The sequence below is a fragment of the Pantoea sp. Cy-639 genome (assembly GCF_011752525.1).
Taxonomy (GTDB): Bacteria; Pseudomonadota; Gammaproteobacteria; order Pseudomonadales; family Pseudomonadaceae; genus Aquipseudomonas.
Genome location: NZ_VWXI01000017.1, coordinates 64,277 through 84,356, shown reverse-complemented (window position 1 = coordinate 84,356; position 20,080 = coordinate 64,277). Strand labels below are relative to the sequence as shown.

22 protein-coding genes are annotated in these 20,080 nt (G+C 64.2%); 12 read left to right on the top strand and 10 right to left on the bottom strand.

What is annotated here, in order from left to right:
* Nucleotides 1-23: 23 nt before the first annotated feature.
* Both choX and betC read right to left on the bottom strand, forming a co-directional pair.
* Nucleotides 24-947, bottom strand: coding sequence for a choline ABC transporter substrate-binding protein (gene choX, locus F3J43_RS19505; RefSeq protein WP_166890551.1), 924 nt, complete (start codon nucleotides 945-947; stop codon nucleotides 24-26).
* Between the two features lie 14 nt (nucleotides 948-961).
* Nucleotides 962-2,479, bottom strand: coding sequence for a choline-sulfatase (gene betC, locus F3J43_RS19500; RefSeq protein WP_166890548.1), 1,518 nt, complete (start codon nucleotides 2,477-2,479; stop codon nucleotides 962-964).
* 110 nt (nucleotides 2,480-2,589) lie between these two features.
* On the opposite strand from betC, the gene F3J43_RS19495 reads away from it, so the two are divergent.
* A complete protein-coding gene (locus tag F3J43_RS19495) occupies nucleotides 2,590-3,486 on the top strand; it encodes a choline sulfate utilization transcriptional regulator (protein WP_166890545.1) in 897 nt (298 codons plus the stop codon).
* Nucleotides 3,487-3,617: 131 nt separating this feature from the next.
* Complete coding sequence (locus tag F3J43_RS24150; RefSeq protein WP_166890542.1) at nucleotides 3,618-3,950, top strand: DOPA 4,5-dioxygenase family protein; 333 nt, start codon at nucleotides 3,618-3,620, stop codon at nucleotides 3,948-3,950.
* 95 nt (nucleotides 3,951-4,045) lie between these two features.
* Here F3J43_RS24150 and trpA read toward each other — a convergent pair whose 3' ends face one another.
* Both trpA and trpB read right to left on the bottom strand, forming a co-directional pair.
* Entirely contained in the window at nucleotides 4,046-4,855 is an 810-nt protein-coding gene (gene trpA / locus F3J43_RS19485) for a tryptophan synthase subunit alpha (protein ID WP_166890539.1), read from the bottom strand.
* A complete protein-coding gene (trpB, locus tag F3J43_RS19480; protein WP_166890536.1) occupies nucleotides 4,852-6,069 on the bottom strand; it encodes a tryptophan synthase subunit beta in 1,218 nt (405 codons plus the stop codon). The genes trpA and trpB overlap by 4 nt, the downstream gene beginning before the upstream one ends.
* 192 nt (nucleotides 6,070-6,261) lie before the next feature.
* On the opposite strand from trpB, the gene F3J43_RS19475 reads away from it, so the two are divergent.
* Nucleotides 6,262-7,158: a LysR family transcriptional regulator gene (locus F3J43_RS19475; RefSeq protein ID WP_166890533.1), complete on the top strand. Its 897-nt coding sequence runs from the start codon at nucleotides 6,262-6,264 to the stop codon at nucleotides 7,156-7,158.
* On the opposite strand, the gene F3J43_RS19470 is transcribed toward F3J43_RS19475, so the two are convergent.
* Nucleotides 7,155-7,478, bottom strand: a complete 324-nt coding sequence (locus F3J43_RS19470) for an ElaB/YgaM/YqjD family protein (RefSeq protein ID WP_166890530.1) — start codon at nucleotides 7,476-7,478, stop codon at nucleotides 7,155-7,157. The two genes, F3J43_RS19475 and F3J43_RS19470, sit on opposite strands and share 4 nt — an antisense overlap.
* Nucleotides 7,479-7,626: 148 nt before the next feature.
* Here F3J43_RS19470 and F3J43_RS19465 point away from each other — a divergent pair, with 148 nt between their 5' ends.
* Both F3J43_RS19465 and F3J43_RS19460 read left to right on the top strand, forming a co-directional pair.
* Complete coding sequence (locus F3J43_RS19465) at nucleotides 7,627-7,842, top strand: dodecin (protein ID WP_011531496.1); 216 nt, start codon at nucleotides 7,627-7,629, stop codon at nucleotides 7,840-7,842.
* Nucleotides 7,843-7,934: 92 nt separating this feature from the next.
* A complete protein-coding gene (locus tag F3J43_RS19460; RefSeq protein ID WP_166890527.1) occupies nucleotides 7,935-8,156 on the top strand; it encodes a DUF1161 domain-containing protein in 222 nt (73 codons plus the stop codon).
* A gap of 72 nt (nucleotides 8,157-8,228) precedes the next feature.
* Here the strand turns inward: F3J43_RS19460 and F3J43_RS19455 are convergent, their stop codons facing one another.
* Entirely contained in the window at nucleotides 8,229-9,233 is a 1,005-nt protein-coding gene (locus F3J43_RS19455; RefSeq protein ID WP_166890524.1) for an LLM class flavin-dependent oxidoreductase, read from the bottom strand.
* 241 nt (nucleotides 9,234-9,474) lie between these two features.
* On the opposite strand from F3J43_RS19455, the gene F3J43_RS19450 reads away from it, so the two are divergent.
* A complete protein-coding gene (locus tag F3J43_RS19450) occupies nucleotides 9,475-9,708 on the top strand; it encodes a DUF1161 domain-containing protein (protein ID WP_166890520.1) in 234 nt (77 codons plus the stop codon).
* Between the two features lie 103 nt (nucleotides 9,709-9,811).
* Here F3J43_RS19450 and F3J43_RS19445 read toward each other — a convergent pair whose 3' ends face one another.
* Together F3J43_RS19445 and F3J43_RS19440 are read right to left on the bottom strand one after the other, a co-directional pair.
* A complete protein-coding gene (locus tag F3J43_RS19445; protein WP_166890517.1) occupies nucleotides 9,812-10,225 on the bottom strand; it encodes a PA0061/PA0062 family lipoprotein in 414 nt (137 codons plus the stop codon).
* A 54-nt stretch (nucleotides 10,226-10,279) separates the two neighbouring features.
* Entirely contained in the window at nucleotides 10,280-10,693 is a 414-nt protein-coding gene (locus tag F3J43_RS19440; RefSeq protein WP_166890514.1) for a PA0061/PA0062 family lipoprotein, read from the bottom strand.
* 87 nt (nucleotides 10,694-10,780) lie between these two features.
* Between F3J43_RS19440 and F3J43_RS19435 the strand changes: the two genes are divergently transcribed.
* Nucleotides 10,781-11,851 (top strand): aminopeptidase, encoded by a 1,071-nt coding sequence (locus F3J43_RS19435; RefSeq protein ID WP_166890510.1) that lies wholly within the window; start codon nucleotides 10,781-10,783, stop codon nucleotides 11,849-11,851.
* Nucleotides 11,852-11,966: 115 nt separating this feature from the next.
* On the opposite strand, the gene F3J43_RS19430 is transcribed toward F3J43_RS19435, so the two are convergent.
* Both F3J43_RS19430 and F3J43_RS19425 read right to left on the bottom strand, forming a co-directional pair.
* The gene (locus F3J43_RS19430) at nucleotides 11,967-12,614 is read right to left on the bottom strand and encodes an HAD family hydrolase (RefSeq protein ID WP_166890507.1); all 648 of its coding nucleotides are present in this window, start codon (nucleotides 12,612-12,614) and stop codon (nucleotides 11,967-11,969) included.
* Between the two features lie 54 nt (nucleotides 12,615-12,668).
* Entirely contained in the window at nucleotides 12,669-13,217 is a 549-nt protein-coding gene (locus F3J43_RS19425; protein WP_166890504.1) for a gamma carbonic anhydrase family protein, read from the bottom strand.
* A gap of 66 nt (nucleotides 13,218-13,283) precedes the next feature.
* Between F3J43_RS19425 and prlC the strand changes: the two genes are divergently transcribed.
* The 5 genes from prlC (at nucleotide 13,284) to F3J43_RS19400 (ending at nucleotide 20,073) form a co-directional block, all read left to right on the top strand.
* Nucleotides 13,284-15,371 carry an oligopeptidase A gene (gene prlC / locus F3J43_RS19420; RefSeq protein ID WP_166890501.1) on the top strand — a complete coding sequence of 696 codons (2,088 nt, stop codon included), beginning with the start codon at nucleotides 13,284-13,286 and terminating at the stop codon, nucleotides 15,369-15,371.
* A complete protein-coding gene (locus F3J43_RS19415; RefSeq protein WP_166890498.1) occupies nucleotides 15,368-15,649 on the top strand; it encodes a YheV family putative zinc ribbon protein in 282 nt (93 codons plus the stop codon). The genes prlC and F3J43_RS19415 overlap by 4 nt, the downstream gene beginning before the upstream one ends.
* A gap of 130 nt (nucleotides 15,650-15,779) precedes the next feature.
* Entirely contained in the window at nucleotides 15,780-17,777 is a 1,998-nt protein-coding gene (locus F3J43_RS19410) for a M3 family metallopeptidase (protein ID WP_166890495.1), read from the top strand.
* A gap of 74 nt (nucleotides 17,778-17,851) precedes the next feature.
* On the top strand, nucleotides 17,852-18,910 hold the full coding sequence (locus F3J43_RS19405; RefSeq protein ID WP_166890492.1) for a PA0069 family radical SAM protein: 1,059 nt from the start codon (nucleotides 17,852-17,854) through the stop codon (nucleotides 18,908-18,910).
* Nucleotides 18,911-19,416: 506 nt separating this feature from the next.
* On the top strand, nucleotides 19,417-20,073 hold the full coding sequence (locus tag F3J43_RS19400) for a carbonic anhydrase (protein WP_286184843.1): 657 nt from the start codon (nucleotides 19,417-19,419) through the stop codon (nucleotides 20,071-20,073).
* Nucleotides 20,074-20,080 lie beyond the last annotated feature (7 nt).

The window sequence follows — 20,080 nt, the reverse complement described above, 5'->3', positions numbered from 1 at the left end:
CCCGGCAGCCTAACAGACAAACTTCAGAGCTTAGCCCTGACCGCTTCCGATGCATCACCGTCGGTCTTGGTCGTCACGCCCGCCAGCCACCCTTCAAGCCGCTCGGGATGCGCTTTGACCCAAGCCCTGGCCGCGTCATCGAAGCTCACTTTCTTATCCACGACCTCGGCCATGATGCTGTTTTCCATCTCCAGCGAGAACCTCAGGTTCGCCAGCAGCTTCGCGGCATTCGGGCAGGCTTGTGGATAACCGTTGCGGACCAGGGTGTATACCTCGCCCTTGTTGCCGAACCACTGCTCGCCGCCCGTGAGGTAGTGCATCTTCAGCTTCACGTTCATCGGGTGCGGGGTCCAGCCGAGGAAGGTGATGAACTGCTGTTTCTTCACTGCCCGGTCCACCTGGGTCAGCATCGCCTGCTCGCTGGACTCGATCAGCTTCCACTGGCCAAGGTCGAATTCGTTGTTGGCGATGATCGCTTTCAGCGACAGATTGGCCGGTGCGCCGGAACCTATGCCGTAGAGCTTGCGGTCGAACCTCTCGGCATTGCGTTGCAGGTCGGCGAAATCCTTGATTCCGGCGTTCCACACGTAGTCCGGCACCGCCAGAGTGAACTCGGTACCTTCGAGGTTGCGCGCCAGCCGCAGCACATCGCCATTGGCGACGAACCTGTCATGGAAGCCCTGTTGCGCCGGCATCCAGTTGCCGAGAAAGGCATCCACCCGGCCATCCTTCAGGCCGCCATAGATGATCGGCACGGCCAGGCTGTCGATCTTCACCTGGTAGCCCAGGCTTTCCAGCAGCAGGCGGGCGATGGCGTTGGTACTGGCGATATCGCTCCAGCCGGGGTCGGCCAGTTTCACGGTGCTGCATTGCGTGTCGCTGTCGGCGGCGTGGGCCGTGCCCAGGCCGAGGGCCAGGGTGAGCACGGTGGCGGAGAACTTGTGCATGGCGGCCTCTCTTGTCAATCCAGGGGTGCGGGCTGTGGATAACGTGCCTTGCGCTCGAGGTCGTCGAGATCGATGTGGTTGCGCATGTACTGTTGGCTGGCGTCCACCAGGGGTTGGTGGTCCCAGCTTTGCAGCTTGCCGATGGCCAGTGCCTCGGCCACCAGGCGGCGGCGGCGCTGGCTGGCCAGCACCTGCTGGCGCAGCGCCGGGATGTCCCAGCGTTGGCGGGCTTCATCGACGAATGCCTGCAGCAGCGCCTGGTGCTCAGGGCTGCCGGTGAGGTTCTCCCGCTCGTGCGGGTCGCGGCTCAGGTCGTAGAGTAGCCAGGGGTCGTCCTCGCTGTACACGAACTTGTAGGCGCCGCGGCGGATCATCATCAGCGGGCCGACCGTGCCTTCGGCCATGTATTCGCCGATCACTTCGTCATGGCCGCCCTGCCCTTGCAGGTGGCCGAGCAGCGAGCGGCCGTCCAGGTGCAACGATTTATCCACCGCCCCGCCCGCCAGCTCGACCAGGGTCGGCAGCAGGTCGCAGGTGGACACGCTGGCGCTGACGCGGCTTGCGGCAAAACGTGTTGGTGCGTGGACCAGCAGCGGCACCCGCGCCGACATCTCGAACCAGTGCATCTTGTACCAGAGCCCGCGTTCGCCAAGCATGTCGCCGTGATCACCAGAGAACACGACCAGCGTGTCGTCGGCCAGGCCGCATTCCTCCAGCGTCTGCAGCAACTGGCCGATGTTGTCGTCGATGTAGCTGCAGGCGCCGAAGTAGGCGCGGCGGGCGTCGCGGATCTTGTCCACAGGCAGTGGCTTGTTCCACAGGTCATAGACCTTGAGCAGGCGTTGCGCGTGTGGGTCCTGCTGATCCTGGGGGATTTCGCCGCGGGGCAGCGGGATATCCACAGCCTCGTACAGGTCCCAGTAGCGCCTGGGGATGGTGTAGGGGTCGTGCGGGTGGGTCATGGAAACGGTCAGACAGAACGGCTGGCCACTGCCATCGCGTACATGGTCGTAGAGGTACTGGCGAGCCTTGAACACCACCTCCTCGTCGAAATCCAGCTGGTTGGTGCGCACACAGGGGCCGGCTTGCAGCACGGAAGACATGTTGTGGTACCAGCTCGGGCGCTGGTCCGGCGCGTCCCAGTTCACTGCCCAGCCGTAGTCGGCCGGGTAGATGTCGCTGGTCAGGCGCTCTTCGTAGCCGTGCAACTGGTCTGGCCCGCAGAAGTGCATCTTGCCTGACAGCGCGGTGCGGTAGCCGAGGCGGCGCAGGTAGTGGGCGTAGGTGGGCGTGTCGGCGGGAAAGTCCGCGGCGTTGTCGTAGGCACCGATGCGGCTGGGCAACTGGCCGCTGACCAGGGTGAAGCGCGACGGCGCGCACAGCGGGCTGTTGCAGTAGGCGCTGTCGAACACCACGGCCTGCTCGGCGAGGCGCGCCAGGTTGGGCATCCTGATCGGCGATGGGTTGTAGATCGGCAGCAGCGGCGCGGCCATCTGGTCGGCCATGATGAACAGGATATTGGGTCGCTTCATGGATGCCCTTCCATCGTCTGGAGTTATGGTGAACGCTTGAAATCCAGCATGCTGCTGTGGATAACAGGGGTAAAGCCCACACCGGGCAATGACTGGGATTAGCCACACTTATGTTTGATCACCTCGCCGACCTGTCTCTCGATACCCTGCGCGTGTTCGAGGCTGCCGCCCGCCTGCGCGGCTTCACCGCCGCAGCGCTCGAGCTGGGCACCACGCAGCCGGCGGTGAGCCAGCAGGTCAAGCGCCTGGAAGCGCAGTTGGGGACGCGGTTGTTCGACCGCATCTACCGGGGCATTGCGCTGACTGAGGCGGGCCGGTCGTTGTTCGAGCAGGTGCATCAAGGGCTGCAGGTCATGGACGATGGCATTGCCCAGGTCAGTGGCAAGGGCCAGCGCGAGGTGTTGCAGGTCGCCACCGACTTCGCCTTTGCAGCGTTCTGGCTGATGCCGCGGCTGCAGCGTTTCCACGAGGCTTATCCACAGGTGGACGTGAGCCTGGTGACCGGTGAGCGCAGCCAGGGGATGCTACGACCGGATATCGATGTGGCGGTGTTGTTTGGCGATGGCCGCTTTCACCAGGGCGAGAGCCGCTGGCTGTTCGATGAAGAGGTTTTCCCGGTGTGCAGCCCTCGGCTGGTTCATGGCAAACCCTTGTCAGCCGTGGCTTTGCAACGATTGCCATTGCTCCACCTGAAGGGCGAGCAAGCCAGCCGCTGGTTCGACTGGGCGGGTGTGTTTCGCGGGTTTGGCGTGGACAGCCCGCCTCCGGCCGGGCAGTTGCGGTTCGACAACTACACCTTGCTGATCCAGGCGGCGATTGCCGGGCAAGGGGTGGCGATCGGCTGGGGGCACCTGGTGGATGGGCTGGTCGAGCAAGGGTTGTTGTGTCGGCCTGTCGAAGGCAGCTTGTGTTCGGCGCGCGGGTATTACGTGGTGCTGCCGCCGCGCAAGCGGCGTGGGGCGTTGATCCAGCGCTTCGTGGATTGGCTGGAGCAAGAGCGTGTGTAGGAGCGGCCCCGGATTTCAGCATGCCTGCAATATTGCCGAGGCGGCTTCGCCGCCTGTTCGTGACGCAAGGCCGCTCCTACAGGGATGGCGTAGACTTCCAGGTATTCGCATTAGCGCAATCAGGAGCCATCGTGCAAAGGATCAAGGGCTACCACGCCCACGTTTACTACGACGCATCGACCATGGAGCAGGCGCGTGAGCTGTGCGAAGAAGCCGCACGGCTGTTTCCGGTGACCATGGGTCGCATGCACCAGAAACCGGTCGGGCCGCACCCGGACTGGAGCTGCCAGCTGGCGTTCGGGCCGGAGGTGGTGGGAGTGGTGCTGCCGTGGCTGGCGCTGTACCGCAAGGGGCTGGTGGTGTTCCTGCACCCGGAGACCGGCGATGAACTGGCGGATCACCGCGACCATGCGATCTGGATGGGGGCGATTCGCCCACTGGACCTGTCGATCTTTGGCGCCTGATGCAACGTGGGAGCGGGCTTGACCTGCGACAGCGGCGCTGAGTCCAGCATCGTCATCGCAGAGCAAGCCTGCTCCCACCACACCTGCTGCGTGGATCAGGCGCGAGCAGCGCGCACGCCTTCGGCCAGGGCCGAGCACAGGCTCAGCACATCATTCACCGCCTGATCGGCGCTCTTGGCCTGGGCGATCTTGTCGACCAGCGCCGAACCCACCACCACGCCATCGGCCAGGCGGGCAATGGCTGCCGCCTGCTCTGGCGTGCGGATACCAAAGCCGACGCTGATCGGCAGATCGGTATGTCGACGCAGGCGGGTGATCGCTTCGGTCACGTGTTCGGTGGTCGCCGAACCGGCACCGGTCACACCCGCCACCGATACGTAGTAGACGAACCCGGAGCTGCGCCCCAGCACGCGCGGCAGGCGCGCATCGTCGGTAGTCGGGGTGGTCAGGCGAATGAAGTCGATGCCTGCGGCCTGGGCCGGGGTGGCCAGTTCGGCGTCGTGCTCCGGTGGCAGGTCGACGATGATCAGGCCATCGACACCGGCTTGCTTGGCTTCGGCGACGAACTTCTCCACGCCGAAGCGGTGGATCGGGTTGTAGTACCCCATCAGCACGATCGGCGTGGCCTGGTTGTCCACGCGGAATTCACGCACCATCTGCAGGGTCTTGGCCAAGGTCTGGCCGGCTTCCAGGGCGCGCAGGGTGGCGAGCTGGATGGCCACGCCGTCGGCCATCGGGTCGGTGAACGGCATGCCCAGTTCGATCACGTCGGCGCCGGCTGCCGGCAGGCCCTTGAGGATCTTCAGCGAGGCGTCGTAGCCCGGGTCGCCGGCGGTGACGAAGGTGACCAGGGCCGAGCGGCCTTCGGCCTTGAGTTCGGCGAAGCGTTGTTCGAGACGGCTCATGCCTGTTTCTCCTGGGCGGCCATGTGGTTCATCACGGTTTGCATGTCCTTGTCGCCGCGACCGGACAGGCAGATCACCATCAGGTGGTCCTTGGGCAGTTTCGGCGCGCGCTTGATCGCCTCGGCCAGGGCGTGGGAGCTCTCCAGCGCCGGGATGATGCCTTCCAGGCGGCAGGTGGCGTGGAAGGCGTCGAGGGCCTCGTCGTCGGTGATGCTGACGTACTCCACGCGCTTCACTTCGTGCAGGTAGGCATGCTCCGGGCCGATGCCGGGGTAGTCGAGGCCGGCGGAGATCGAGTGGGCGTCGGTGATCTGGCCGTCGTCGTCCTGCAGCAGGTAGGTGCGGTTGCCGTGCAGCACGCCCGGCACACCGCCGTTGAGGCTGGCGGCGTGCTTGTCGGTGTGCACGCCGTGGCCACCGGCTTCGACGCCGATGATCTGGACGCTTTGCTCATCGAGGAACTCATGGAACAGGCCCATGGCGTTGGAGCCGCCGCCGACGCAGGCGATCAGGCTGTCGGGCAGGCGCCCTTCCTTCTCCTGCAACTGGGCACGGGTTTCCTTGCCGATGATCGACTGGAAGTCGCTGACCATCGCCGGGTACGGGTGCGGGCCGGCCACGGTGCCGATCAGGTAGAAGGTGTCCTCGACATTGGTGACCCAGTCGCGCAGGGCCTCGTTCATGGCGTCCTTGAGGGTGCCGGTACCGGCGGTGACCGGGACGATTTCGGCGCCGAGCAGCTTCATGCGGAACACGTTGGCCTGCTGGCGCTCGATGTCGGTGGCGCCCATGTAGATCACGCAGGGCAGGCCGAAGCGCGCGGCCACGGTGGCGGTGGCCACGCCGTGCATGCCGGCGCCGGTCTCGGCGATCAGGCGCTTCTTGCCCATGCGCTTGGCCAGCAGCACCTGGCCGATGCAGTTGTTCACCTTGTGCGCACCGGTGTGGTTGAGTTCTTCACGCTTGAAGAAGATCTTCGCGCCGCCGCAGTGCTCGGTCAGGCGCTCGGCGAAATACAGCGGGTTGGGACGGCCGATGTAGTCGCGCTGGAAGTAGGCCAGTTCCTCGAGGAACTTGGGATCGGCCTTGGCGGCTTCGTATTCGCGGGCCAGGTCGAGCACCAGCGGCATCAGGGTTTCGGCCACGTAGCGGCCGCCGAACGAGCCGAACAGGCCGTTGGCGTCTGGGCCGGCGCGGTATTGGGTCTGGGTCATGGGGCGCTCCGTTGACAGGTTCGATAGAGGGACCGTGTTGCCTGCTTACCGCTGCGTGGCTGCGGCGGTAAGCCGATGCGACTTGCCCCGCGATGAGGTGGGCGCCGGTCGATGGGGTCTACTCTAACCAGCGCACGTCCGGCTGAAAACCGATAAGATTGCGCCAACCTGTCAGGAAAACTCACAAGTCACATGGCCCAGGATCTCCCGCCCCTCAACGCCCTGCGCGCCTTCGAGGCCACGGCTCGACTCAACAGCGTCAGCCAGGCTGCCGAAGCGCTTCACGTGACCCACGGTGCTGTCAGCCGGCAGATCAAGGTGCTCGAGGAGCATTTGGGGGTGGTGCTTTTCGTCAAGGACGGACGCGGCGTCAAACTCACGGATGCCGGTGTTCGTCTGCGTGATGCCAGCTTCGAGGCGTTCGACCGGCTGCGTGCTGCCTGCGCCGAACTTTCCCGCGATGCCGGGGAAGCACCGTTCGTCCTGGGTTGTTCTGGCAGCTTGCTGGCGCGCTGGTTCATCCCGCGTCTGGGGCGCCTGAAAGCCGACTTGCCGGAGCTGCGCTTGCACCTCTCGGCCGGCGAAGGCGATCTCGACCCGCGGCGTCCCGGGCTGGACGCCCTGTTGGTGTACGCCGAGCCGCCCTGGCCGGCAGACATGCAGGTGCACGTGCTCGCCGAGGAAAGGATCGGCCCGGTGATGAGCCCGCGCTTCGAAGGCTACCAACGTTTGCAAGCCGCGCCAGCCGTGGCTTTGCTACGAGAAACGGTGCTGCACACCACCTCGCGTCCACAGGCTTGGCCGGTCTGGGCCGCACAGCATGGGTTGGCGCCGGATGCACTGAACCAGGGCCAGGCTTTCGAGCATCTGTACTACCTGCTGGAGGCGGCGGTGGCGGGGTTGGGGGTGGCGATCGCACCGCAGCCCCTGGTGGCGGATGACCTCAAGGCCGGGCGGTTGGTTGCACCGTGGGGTTTTTCGCCGACCCAGGCCGCCTTGGCGCTATGGGTACCCCGGCGAGCCGCCGACGGGCGCGCCGAGCAACTGGCGCAGTGGCTGCGCCAGGAGTTGCAGCGTCAGGCCAGTTAGTTGCGTCGGCACATCAGGTAGGCCGCCAGCAGGCCGAGGGCGCCTACCGCCACCCCAGCCGTGGTCCAGGGGTGTTCCTGGGCATAGTCACGGGTGGCTATGCCGGTCTGGCGGGTGCGGGTCTTCACTTCTTCGTAGGCCTCGCCGAGCAGGCTGCGCGAATGTCGCAGCGCACGCTCGGCGCTGCTGCGAATGGCCTTCACGGACTTTTGCGATTCCTCCGAGGCGTCGTGCTTGAGATCTTCCAGGGTCTTCAGCAGGCTTTCGATCTCGTCCTGCATGCTTTCCAGAGACGCTTGGCGCAGTGAGTTGCGTGGCATGTTGACTCTCCTTGGCGGTGTGGGCTGTAAGAAATGCGACTGTGGGGCCTGGTGAAAGTGCGATCGAATTTTCACGATAGACGACGGCTCGCAGGTAAACCGGGCCCGCGCTGCTAGGCTCAACGGACATCCCTCAAGGAGAGCGCTCATGTCCGATCATCACACCTACAAGAAGATCGAGCTGGTCGGGTCGTCCCCCACCAGCATCGAGGAGGCGATCAACAATGCCCTGGCCGAGGCCGGCAAGAGCATCAAGCACCTGGAGTGGTTCGAGGTGGTCGATACCCGTGGGCACATCCGCGACAACAAGGCCGCGCACTTCCAGGTGACACTGAAGGTCGGCTTCCGTATCGCCAACAGCTGACGCTGGGCTTGTTCCGCCAGATACGGTAATAAGGGCTCAGGGCGCGTGCTTCGCGCCCTTTCCGTCTTTGATCAGTACAAGGAAAGCGATCGATGAAGAAGCTGATTCTGGCCGTGGGCCTGATGGCATTGGCCGGTGGTGCGCTGGCGGCGGGCAAGCCGTGCGAGGAGCTCAAGGCGGAGATTGCCGCCAAGCTCGATGCCAAGGGTGTGAGAGGCTACTCGCTGGAAGTCGTCAAGAAAGGCGAGCCGGCGGGCAAGGTCGTCGGCACCTGCGAGGGCGGCAGCAAGGAAATCGTCTACCGCCGCGGTTGAGCCAAGGGGCATCGCAGGCTGCCGCCAGTATCCACAGGGTCTTGTGGGCGCTGGCGGCAGCTTGCGCTGGACTCACTCTGCCTTCAAGGCTTGAGCCATCAGTTCATAGGACCTGATCCGGTCCGCATGCTCATACAGGTCGCTGGTGAAGATCAGCTCGTCCGCGCCGGTCTGCTCCAGTAGCACCTCGATCTTCGCCCGCACTTTCTGCGGGCTGCCAATCATCGCCAGACCCAGGAAACTGCTGACCGCGTCGCGTTCGTGGGGCAGCCAGAGGCCGCTCATGCTTTCTACCGGCGGACGTTGCATCAGGCTCTGGCCACGGATCAACGCCAGGATGCGCTGGTACACCGAGGTGGCCAGGTAGTCGGCTTTCTCGTCGGTTTCCGCCACCACCATCGGGATGCCCAGCATCACGTAGGGCTTGTCCAGCGTCGTCGATGGCTTGAAATGGTCGCGGTAGATGCGGATCGCCTCATGCATGTAGCGCGGCGCGAAGTGCGAGGCGAAGGCATAGGGCATGCCGCGCATGCCGGCCAGCTGGGCGCTGAACAGGCTGGAACCGAGTAGCCACATCGGTACCTCGGTGTCGTGGCCAGGCACGGCGATGACCTTCTGGTCGCCGGTACGCGGGCCCAGGTAGCGCGACAGTTCCTCGACATCGTCGGGGAAGTCGTCGGCGCTGCCGGAGCGTTCGCGGCGCAGGGCGCGGGCGGTCATCTGGTCGGAGCCCGGGGCGCGCCCCAGGCCCAGGTCGATGCGGCCCGGGTACAGGCTGGCCAGGGTGCCGAACTGCTCGGCGACCACCAGCGGCGCATGGTTGGGCAGCATCACCCCGCCGGAGCCGACACGGATGGTCGAGGTGCCGCCAGCCAGGTAGCCGATCAGCACGGCAGTGGCGGAACTGGCGATGCCGTCCATGTTGTGGTGCTCGGCGACCCAGAAGCGGTGGTAGCCGAAGCGCTCGACATGCTGAGCCAGGTCCAGCGAGTTGCGCAGTGCTTGCGCCGGGCCACTGCCGGCGCGCACGGGCACCAGGTCGAGGGTGGAAATCTTCAGGTCTCGCAGGTGCGTCATCGGAGCCTCCGCAACAGGTGGTTGGCCAAGGGCCTTTTGCAGTCTGTATGGGCACATTCGGCGGATTCAATGCCTGTTGGTGGATTGACCTGAACTTGGCGCAGGTCGTGTCCTCAGAACCAGAGACATCCACCCGATCAGCCTGGATGCCACCCTACTGCCCTAGGCGGCGCAACAGGGGCGGATTGCTGTAGTCTAACCAGCGTCGGCAGCCCGCCTGCCCTTCCAGGAGCTGTTCCCCATGATCCGCGTAACAATCGCCGTGCTTGCCTCGCTGCTGGCCACGGCCGCACTGGCCGCGCCCAAGCCGTGCGAGGAGCTCAAGGCCGAGATCGAAGCGAAGATCCAGGCGCGCGGGGTGTCTTCCTACACGCTGGAGATCGTACCCAACGCCGAAGTCAGCGATCCGAACATGATCGTAGGCAGTTGCGAGGGCGGGACCAAGAAGATCATCTACCAGAAGAACGATCGATAGCCTGTAGCGGCTTCGCCCTGTAGGAGCCAGCCTTGCTGGCAAACCAGGCGTCGCAGTGCCGGTGTTCGCCGGCAAAGCCGGCTCCTGCATCGACCGCCTGCCTTCAAGGAATGCAGTACACCTCGCTAGGCTCGTCCACCACCACCTTGCGACTGGCGTCGTACAGCAGCACCTGTGGCTGCATCACCGGTGCCCGCGCCTCCAGGCGATAGCGTTCGCCGGCCTTGAAGTCGTTGAAGCGCACGGTCAGGTAGCAGGTGCGCTCGGTCGGGTCGGTGCTGAAGCCACCGGCATAGATCTCGTAGTCGAAGCGCACCACCAGTTCGTGCTTGCCCGGCGTTACCTGGAAGTAGCGCCCATCGTCCAGGCGCTTGCCGTCCAGGCGCTCGGCCATGATCGTCCGTCCGGGGGTGATGGTGTAGAGATCGACCCAGGCCTTGTTCGGGTCGACGGGCGGCAAGGGGCTGGCGCAAGCCCCCAGGGCACTGAGGGCGATCAGCATCATGGGCTGGCGCATGGCGAAACTCCTGCTCGCGATTCACAGGCAACAAGCATAGCGCCGTTCGCCGCCTCAGGTGCGCTGGCAGCCTGCCGGTTCGCCCTGGCCGATCAGCTTGCGCTGCTGGTCATACAGTTTCACCCAGGGATGAAAGCCGATGCTGCCGGCCTGCATCTGGTAGCGCTGGCCGGCGTTGAAGTCCTTGAACGTCAGGTTGAGCTGGCAGTCGCGCCACAGCGGCTCGTCCACCGGGCCGATATTGCTGGGCGCGACCGCGAACTGATAGCGCACGGTCAGCTCGTGATTGCCGGGCTGGACCTCGAAGTAGCGGTTGTCGGCCCAGTCGCGTTCGTCGACCTGCACGGCGTGCAGCGAGCTATTGCCGGGCGGGGCGAGGTCGATCCAGGCCTGGTTGGGATCAGGGTCGGGCAGTGTGGTGCAACCGGACAACAGCACGAGTGTGCCGACCGCAGACAGCGTACGCATGGCGAAGCTCCCCCTTGCGAGATAGTCTTGGACGCATTCGGCCGACGAGCGAGATAGACAGCCTCGATGTGTGGACTTTTTCTTTTCATGCGCGGCAGCCGTCGGGCTCTCGACCGTGTTTTCACCCGGTTGGTTCCCGGCGCGCTGGGTGTTCTGCTGAGCGGTTGTTCCAGCCTGGGCTATTACGGTCAGTTGGCCGAGGGGCAATGGCAGCTGTTGCGTTCACGCCAGCCGGTGGCGCAGGTCGTCGCCGACCCGGCCACCAGCCCGGCGTTGCGCCAGCGCCTGCAGTTCGCCGAGCAGGCCCGGGTGTTCGCCAGTGAGCGGCTCAAGTTGCCAGACAACGGCAGTTATCGGGTGTATGCCGAGCTGGGTCGGCCCTACGTGGTGTGGAATGTGTTCGCTACGCCGGAGCTGTCGTTGCAGCCGGTCACCCACTGCTTCCCCATCGCAGGCTGCGTGGCCTATCGCGGCTACTACCAGCCCGGCGCGGCGCGTGGCGCGGCGGCGCTGATGCGGCAGCAGGGACTGGATGTCTACATCGGTGGCGTGGAGGCCTATTCGACCCTCGGCTGGTTCGACGATCCGATTCTCTCGAGCATGGTGGGTTGGGGCGATGAGCGCCTGGCCACGGTGATCTTCCATGAGCTGGCACACCAGCGTTTCTATGTGAAGGACGATACCGAGTTCAATGAGTCGTTCGCGACCTTCGTCGAGCAGGAGGGCTCGCGGCAATGGCGCCTGGCCCGTGGGTTGGCGCCGGTCGATGATGCCAGCGCGCGGCAACGCGAGCAGTTGACCCAACTGGTGCTGGACAGTCGTGGGCGGTTGCAGGCGATCTATGCAGGGCCGCTGGACGATGCCGGCAAGCGCAAGGCCAAGCAGGCGGAGTTCGAGCGCCTGCGCCGGGAATACCGGGAGGTGCGGGATCGTGACTGGCAGGGGGACCGGCGTTTCGATGTGTGGATGTTCGCACCGATGAACAACGCGAAGTTGCTGCCGTTCGGGCTTTATGACCAATGGGTGCCAGCGTTTTCGCAGCTGTTCAAGGAGGCGGGAGGAGACTGGCGGCAGTTCTACCAGCGGGTCGAGGCGTTGGGACGGCTGCCCATTGAACAGCGCAAGGCGGCGCTTGGGCGGCTGATGGCCGGGCCTTGAGGCCTGGGGGCTTGGTACGCCCCACCGCAGGCAAGCCAATTCCCGAAGGTAGGAGCGGCCTTGTGTCGCGAAAGGGCCGCTCCTACAGATCTCGCGTCTTCGGGAGCCTGGTTGCCTAGTGAACGAAGGCCCGGTGCAGCTCGGCCAGGGTCTGGAAATGAAATGCCGGCGTTTCGGCCACCAGTTCTTCCCGGCTACCGAACCCGTACCCCACCGCCACCGCCTGCAGCCCATTGCTGTGCGCGCCGATCAGGTCATGCTTGCGGTCGCCGATCATCAGCGTCTGCGCCGGATCCAGGCCTTCCTCGTCCAGCAGGTGGCGGATCAGTTCGACCTTGTTGGTCCGGGTGCCGTCCAGCTCACTGCCGTAGATCACCTTGAAGTGACGGTCGAAGGCGAAGTGCCGGGCGATTTCGCGGGCATATTCCCAAGGTTTCGAGGTGGCGATGTACAGCGTGCGGCCTTGGTCGTTCAGGGCTTGCAGCAACGCCGGCACGCCGTCGAACACCTGGTTCTCGTACAGCCCGGTGACCTTGAAGCGCTCCCGGTAGAAGTTCACTGCGTCCCAGGCCTTGGCCTCATCGAACCCGTAGAACTGCATGAAGGCCTGCAGCAGGGGCGGGCCGATGAAGGGCTCGAGGCGGGTGAGGTCGGGCTCGTCGATGCCGAGCTTGGCCAGGGCGTACTGGATCGAGCGGGTGATGCCTTCGCGCGGGTCGGTCAGGGTGCCGTCGAGGTCGAAAAGGATGTTCTGCTGGTGCATGGCGCTGTCCACTGTGTTGTTCGTTGTGCCGTCGCGGGCAAGCCCGCGATGCGGTCATTCCGCTTGGTCGTAGCCTTCGGCCAGGTGCTGGTCCTTGAGCTTGACGTAGTTGCCGGCGCTGTAGGCGAAGAACGCGTGTTCCTGGTCGTTCAGCAGGCGCACCTGCTTCACCGGGCTGCCCATGTACAGGTAGCCGCTGACCAGGCGCTTGCCTGGCGGCACCAGGCTGCCGGCGCCGATGATCACTTCGTCCTCGACGATGGCGCCGTCCATGACCGTGCTGCCCATGCCGACCAGGATGCGGTTGCCCAGGGTACAGCCATGCAGCATGACCTTGTGGCCGATGGTCACCTCGTCGCCGATGATCAGCGGGAAACCGTCGGGATTGAACGGTCCGGCATGGGTGATGTGCAACACGCTGCCATCCTGCACGCTGGTGCGCGCGCCGATGCGGATGCGGTGCATGTCGCCGCGTACCACCGTCAGTGGCCAGACCGAGCTGTCCGCGCCGATCTCGACGTCGCCGATGACCACCGCCGAACGGTCGACGAAGGCGCGTGGTCCAACTTTCGGCGTGTGTTCCCGGAACGTGCGGATGGCCATGATAGTGTTCCTCTGCAATGCCGATAGGCGGGCTGCCTGCTGCGGTCGGCGTCGATTGTAATTAAGATGGTCCCGTGTTTCTCCTGCCAAGGTACCCGAACCGTGAGTACGAACAACCCGCTGCTGCAGTCCCATGATCTGCCGCCGTTCTCGGCCATCCGTCCTGAGCATGTGCTGCCGGCGATCGAGCAGATCCTCGCCGACAACCGCAAGGCCATCGCCGAGATCCTCGAACAGCAGGGCAAGAACCCGACCTGGACCGGCCTGGTGTTGGCCATGGACGAACTGAACGACCGCCTGGGCGCCGCCTGGAGCCCGGTCAGCCACCTCAACGCGGTGTGCAACAGCCAGGCGCTGCGCGAGGCCTATGAAGCGTGCCTGCCGGCCCTGAGCGCCTACTCCACCGAACTGGGGCAGAACCGCGCCCTGTTCGAAGCCTACGAGGCCCTGGCGGCCAGCCCCGAGGCCGCAGGCTTCGACGTGGCGCAGAAGACCATCCTCGAACATGCCCTGCGCGACTTCCGCCTGTCGGGCATCGACCTGCCGGCCGACCAGCAGCAGCGCTACGCCGAGGTGCAGAGCACGCTCAGCGAGCTGGGCAGCCGGTTCTCCAACCAGTTGCTCGACGCCACCCAGGCCTGGACCAAGCACGTCACCGACGAAGCCGCGCTGGCCGGCCTGACCGACTCGGCCAAGGCGCAGATGGCTGCCGCTGCCCAGGCCAAGGGCCTCGACGGCTGGCTGATCACCCTCGAGTTCCCCAGCTACTACGCGGTGATGACCTATGCCAGCGATCGCGCCTTGCGCGAAGAGCTGTACGCCGCCTACTGTACCCGCGCCTCCGACCAGGGCCCGAACGCCGGCCAGTTCGATAACGGTCCGGTGATGGAGCAGATCCTCGACCTGCGCCAGGAACTGGCCGGGCTGCTGGGCTACCAGAACTACGCCGAGCTGAGCCTGGCCACCAAGATGGCCGAGTCCAGCGACCAGGTGCTGAGCTTCCTGCGTGACCTGGCCAAGCGCTCCAAGCCGTTCGCTGCCCAGGACCTGGAGCAGCTCAAGGCCTATGCCGCCGAGCAAGGCACTCCTGAGCTGGCCAGCTGGGACGCCGGCTACTTCGGCGAAAAGCTGCGCGAGCAGCGCTACAGCGTGTCGCAGGAGGCCCTGCGCGCCTACTTCCCGATCGACAAGGTGCTGTCCGGCCTGTTCGCCATCGTCCAGCGCCTGTACGGCATCGAGATCGCCGAGCTCAAGGGCTTCGACAGCTGGCACCCGGACGTGCGCCTGTTCGAGATCAAGGAGCACGGCCAGCACGTCGGCCGTTTCTTCTTCGACCTCTACGCCCGCGCCAACAAGCGTGGCGGCGCCTGGATGGACGGTGCCCGCGATCGCCGTCGCACCGCCGCCGGCGAACTGCAGAGCCCGGTGGCCAACCTGGTGTGCAACTTCACCCCGGCCGCGCCCGGCAAGCCGGCGCTGCTGACCCACGACGAAGTCACCACCCTGTTCCACGAGTTCGGCCACGGCCTGCACCACCTGCTGACCCGCATCGAGCATGCCGGGGTGTCCGGCATCAACGGCGTGGCCTGGGACGCGGTGGAGCTGCCGAGCCAGTTCATGGAGAACTGGTGCTGGGAGCCCGAGGGCCTGGCGCTGATCTCCGGCCACTTCGAAACCGGCGAGCCGCTGCCGCAGGACCTGCTGGACAAGATGCTGGCGGCGAAGAACTTCCAGTCCGGCATGATGATGGTGCGCCAACTGGAGTTCTCGCTGTTCGACTTCGAACTGCACGCCACCCATGGCGACGGTCGCAGCGTGCTGCAGGTGCTCGAGGGCGTTCGCGACGAGGTCTCGGTGATGCGTCCGCCGGCCTATAACCGCTTCCCCAACAGCTTCGCGCACATCTTCGCCGGCGGTTACGCGGCGGGCTACTACAGCTACAAGTGGGCTGAAGTGCTGTCGGCCGATGCCTTCTCGCGCTTCGAAGAGGAAGGCGTGCTCAACGCCGAGACCGGCCGCGCCTTCCGTGAAGCCATCCTGGCCCGTGGCGGCTCCCGCGAACCGATGGTGCTGTTCGTCGATTTCCGTGGCCGCGAGCCTTCCATCGACGCGTTGCTGCGCCATAGTGGTCTGACCGAGGACGCGGCAGCATGAGCGAGGTGGCCGTGAACAAGACCAAGCGACGCTTCATCGCCGGGGCGGTATGCCCGGCGTGCAGCGAGATGGACAAGCTGACCATGTGGAACGAGGACGGCGTGCCACACCGCGAGTGCGTGGCCTGCGGGTTCACCGACACCCTCAACGAACAGGGGTTGTCGGTACCCAAGGAGCTGGGTACCCGGGTCAACCACCAGGCGCCCAAGGCGGCGCCGGCCAAGGTGCAGACCGTGCAGTTCTTCCCCAATCCGAAGCTGAAGAAGCCGGCCGAGTGAGGTCGCTGCGTCACCCATGCCGAGGCGAGGCGTGACGCACCCTCCTTACCCATGTAGTAGATATTCAGCGCCATGCACACGGCGCTGCTCTCCATGCTCGAGTTGACCAACAATCGGGCAGGAGCCTTCGATGCACGCGCAAAACCCCCTCCTCAACGAAAACCGCGGCCCCGTCGACTATGACGCGGTGACGCTCAACCATGTGAAGTCGGCCCTTGATACGGTGATCAAGGCTTATGAGGTCGGTCTTGATCAAGTCCTGACCAAGCAACGAGAACAACCCAGCTGGTACGGGCTGGTGTTGGCAATGGATACCGTGATTGCGGATATGCAGGGGGTTGTTTTGGGGACATTGCCTCTGATCAGTAAAGGAGACGATTGGAAGGCGGCGTTCAACGATGGGTATGGGCGGGCACAGCAGTTGTTCATGGAGAACCGCAGGAATCGGCCCTTGCACGCGCTCTATGAACGTCTCGCCAACAGTGACCCTAGCTTGGACGTGTACGAGCGAGCGACCCTGCAGAAGATTCTGCTGGAGTATCGTCTGGCCGGTGTGCACCTGGACGCTCAGCAAAGCACCAGGCTGACCCAGCTGGAAGATGACATCAACGAACATGTTGGCGGCTTTCACAGAACGCTCGAAGAGACAGTTCTGCAGTCCGGTATCGATGTCGATGATGAGAGCCGTTTGCAGGGGGTGCCGCAACGACTGCGTGACCTGATGGCTGAGGAAGCAAGGAAAGCAGGCGTGCAAGGTTGGCGGATCCTGTGCAATGAACAGCATGTCAACGCCATCCTCGAGTTTGCCGACAATCGGGATCTGCGCCAGGCGGTGTTCAAGGCCTTCCATTCCAGAGGTACCCACGCTGACATGCAGCGAGACAACGGTCACCACTTGCAACAGTTGGCGCTGTTACGCGAACAGAAGGGACAACTGATTGGAAACGGCAGCTACGCCAAGTTGATGCTGCAAGGCAAAGCCGCCGGTGCGGTCGAGCCTGTAAATGACCTGCTGCAGCGTTTGGCGCAAAAGCTCAAGCCGGTCATGCTCGAGGCCAGATCTGGCCTGCAGCGCTTGGCCGAGCAGCATAACCTAGATGAGGCTCAGCCCTGGGACATCAAGTACCTGCGCGCGCGCAAGCACAGCATGAACAGCGAAGAGCTGCGGTGTTACTTCACTTTGGATCAGGCGGTGCAGGCTCTGGTCGACCTGGCCCGGCAGGTGTTTGATCTCACGCTCATTCCTTCGACTTCGAAATGGCACTCCAGCGTACGAAGCTTTCGCGTAGAGCAGGACACTACGCATGTGGGGCAGCTTTATCTCGATGTCCTTCTCTATCCAGGCAAGTCGGCAGACGTTCACACCGTCGCGTTGCGCCATCGTCGAAGAGATACCGAGGGCCGTGCCCATCCCGCCTCGGTAGTGGTCGTCAGCGACGGGGCTCCGGGCCAGAACGGCGAGCCAGCACTGCTCGACCATCTGGCGCTGCGTAAGCTGTTCCACGAGTTCGGCCATGCCTTGCACATCCTGTTGATGCCTGCAACCAATCACGTGCTGTCGGATTCGCGTCAATCCGGTTCGGACAACCAGGAGTTCTACGGTAAGTTTCTTGAGCGCTGGTTATGGAACGCCGAGTACCTGGCCGGGATTTCCAGGCATTACCTGACGGGTGAGTCGCTAACCCAGGCACAAGCCGAGGTGGTACTGGCTGAGCTGCGCGAGGAGGATCTCGATGACTGTGCTCGCGGCGTGGGCATGGCGATGTTCGACCTGGCACTGCACACGTCTCCGAGTGACGGTAAAAGCCTGCAGCAGCGCTTGGAGGAGTGCCTTGAGCGCTGTGGTTGCCGGCCTTTGGCGAGCTTCGAAAAGCCGGCGCATGCTTTTGACTATCTGGTGACGGGTTACGAGGCCGGCTTTTACAGCTACACGTGGGGAGGCGTGCATGCCATCGATGTGTTTACCCTGTTCGAGCGATGGGGCGTACTCAACAATCGAACGGGCAAGCGCTTCAGGGCTGCATTCGCCGATTGGGCGACGAGCAAGCCGATGTCCGAAGGGACTGAAGATTTTCTGGGACGCCCGATGACGCTGGAGGCATTCCTGCGTTGGTATGGCCTGAACTGACCAGTGGATCGAAGGCGCTGGAATGAATGCGCTAGGATGGATACTGTATGCATGGACAGTATTCGGAGCCTGTAATGTTCACTCCAGCGCCGCAAAAAGGCCGTGGCACGGCCCAGAATCCACACAATCGTTTCGCCCCGCGCCAATCGGTGGTGCAGGATGATGGCTGGTACCAGGAGGCCCCGCTGACCCAGGGCACCGAGGTCAGGATCGAGACAGCCAAGAGCATCATCAGCCGCAACACCTCGCCCGACCTGCCCTTCGATCGTTCGATCAATCCCTATCGCGGATGCGAGCATGGCTGCATCTATTGCTACGCCCGCCCCAGCCATGCCTACTGGGACCTGTCTCCCGGCCTGGACTTCGAAACCAAGCTGATTGCCAAGACCAATGCCGCCGATGTGCTCGAGCAGCAACTGAGCAAGCCTGGCTATGTGTGCGCGCCGATCAACCTCGGTTCCAACACCGATCCGTACCAGCCCATCGAGCGCGAGCAGCAACTCACCCGGCGCCTGCTCGAAGTGCTGCTGCGCTACCGTCATCCGGTGACCATCGTCACCAAAGGCTCGCTGATACTGCGCGATCTCGACCTGATCAGCGAACTGGCCGGCCAGCGCCTGGCTCGGGTGATGATCAGCCTCACCACCCTCGACGATGAGCTCAAGCGCACGCTGGAGCCGCGTGCGGCGGCGCCCAAGGCGCGCCTTCGCGCGATCCGGGTATTGCGCGAGGCGGGCGTGCCGGTGGGCGTGCTGTGTTCGCCGATGATTCCGATGATCAACGACAGTGAGCTGGAGCGCTTGCTGGAAGCGGCTCGGGAGGCTGGCGCGCAGAGCGCGGCGTACATGCTGCTGCGCTTGCCGCTGGAGGTGGCGCCATTGTTCGAGCAGTGGTTGCAGGACCACTATCCACAGCGCGCCGCTCATGTGTTGAGCCTGATTCGCCAGAGCCGCGGTGGTGAGCTGTATGACAGCCGGTTCGGGGCGCGGATGCGCGGCGAAGGGGTGTTCGCCGAATTGCTGGCGCAGCGCTTTCGCAAGGCGGCCAGGCAGCTGGGGTTTGAAGGGCGGGAGGGGATGGCGCTGGATTGCAGCGCGTTCTGTCCGCCGGGTGCGCAGATGGCGTTGTTCTGAGAGTGCATGCATGAGGGCGGCATGGGCAGGAACCGCATGAGTGGTATCGCGAGGGAGCGTGGAAGGGCCTTGCCGCGGGATTGCGATGCTGGCTCTATCGCGGGGCAAGACCGCCCCCAAGATGTCCATGCTCCTCGTTCTGTGCACGCCTCACTGGCGTAGCTGTTCACAGAGCATCAGTCCAACTAAACCTATCGCCCCATTTCACTCATGATGCTTGGCAACTGATGCTTTTTTGCTATTATCCAGAGCTCCCACCTTTCATCTGGAACGCCTGTTCTAGAGCCTGCGCAATTAAGTTTCAGTTAAGTTTTCTCCGCTAGCGTAGCCATCACCCCATCGGGACTGTGATCAATTTTCTGTGCGCGTCATCTAATCCCCGCATAGCCAAAATCTTTCCCCGGTAAAATGGACTTACCTTCACACCGTCAAGAGGATGAACCATGCCCGTCAAGGACCCCTCCAAGGCCGTCCCGGCTGCACCCGCCGAGAGCGCCGATGCTGCCCTGAAGCATATCGTCGACGGCTTCCTGCGGTTCCACACCGAAGTCTTCCCCGAGCAGCAGGAGCTGTTCAAGAAGCTGGCCACCGCGCAAAAGCCCCGCGCCATGTTCATCACTTGCGCCGACTCGCGCATCGTTCCCGAGCTGATCACCCAGAGCTCGCCGGGCGATCTGTTCGTCACCCGTAACGTCGGTAACGTCGTGCCGCCCTACGGCCAGATGAACGGCGGTGTATCCAGCGCCATCGAATACGCCGTGCTGGCCCTTGGCGTTCACCACATCATCGTCTGCGGCCACTCCGACTGCGGCGCCATGCGCGCGGTGCTCAACCCGCACTCGCTGGACAAGATGCCGACCGTTGCCGCCTGGCTGCGTCATGCCGAAGTCGCGCGCACGGTGATCGAGGACAACTGCTCCTGTGGCAGCGAGCACGAAAGCATGCAACTGCTGACCAAGGAAAACGTCATCGCCCAGCTGCATCACCTGCGCACCCACCCGTCGGTGGCCTCGCGCCTGGCTGCCGGCCAACTGCACATCCATGGCTGGATCTACGACATCGAAACCAGCCAGATCGAAGCCTACGATGCCGCCAGCGACCGTTTCCTGCCGCTGACCGCCGGCGATTCGATCCCCTCCGCTACACCGAGAGGCCGCTACTAAGCGACCC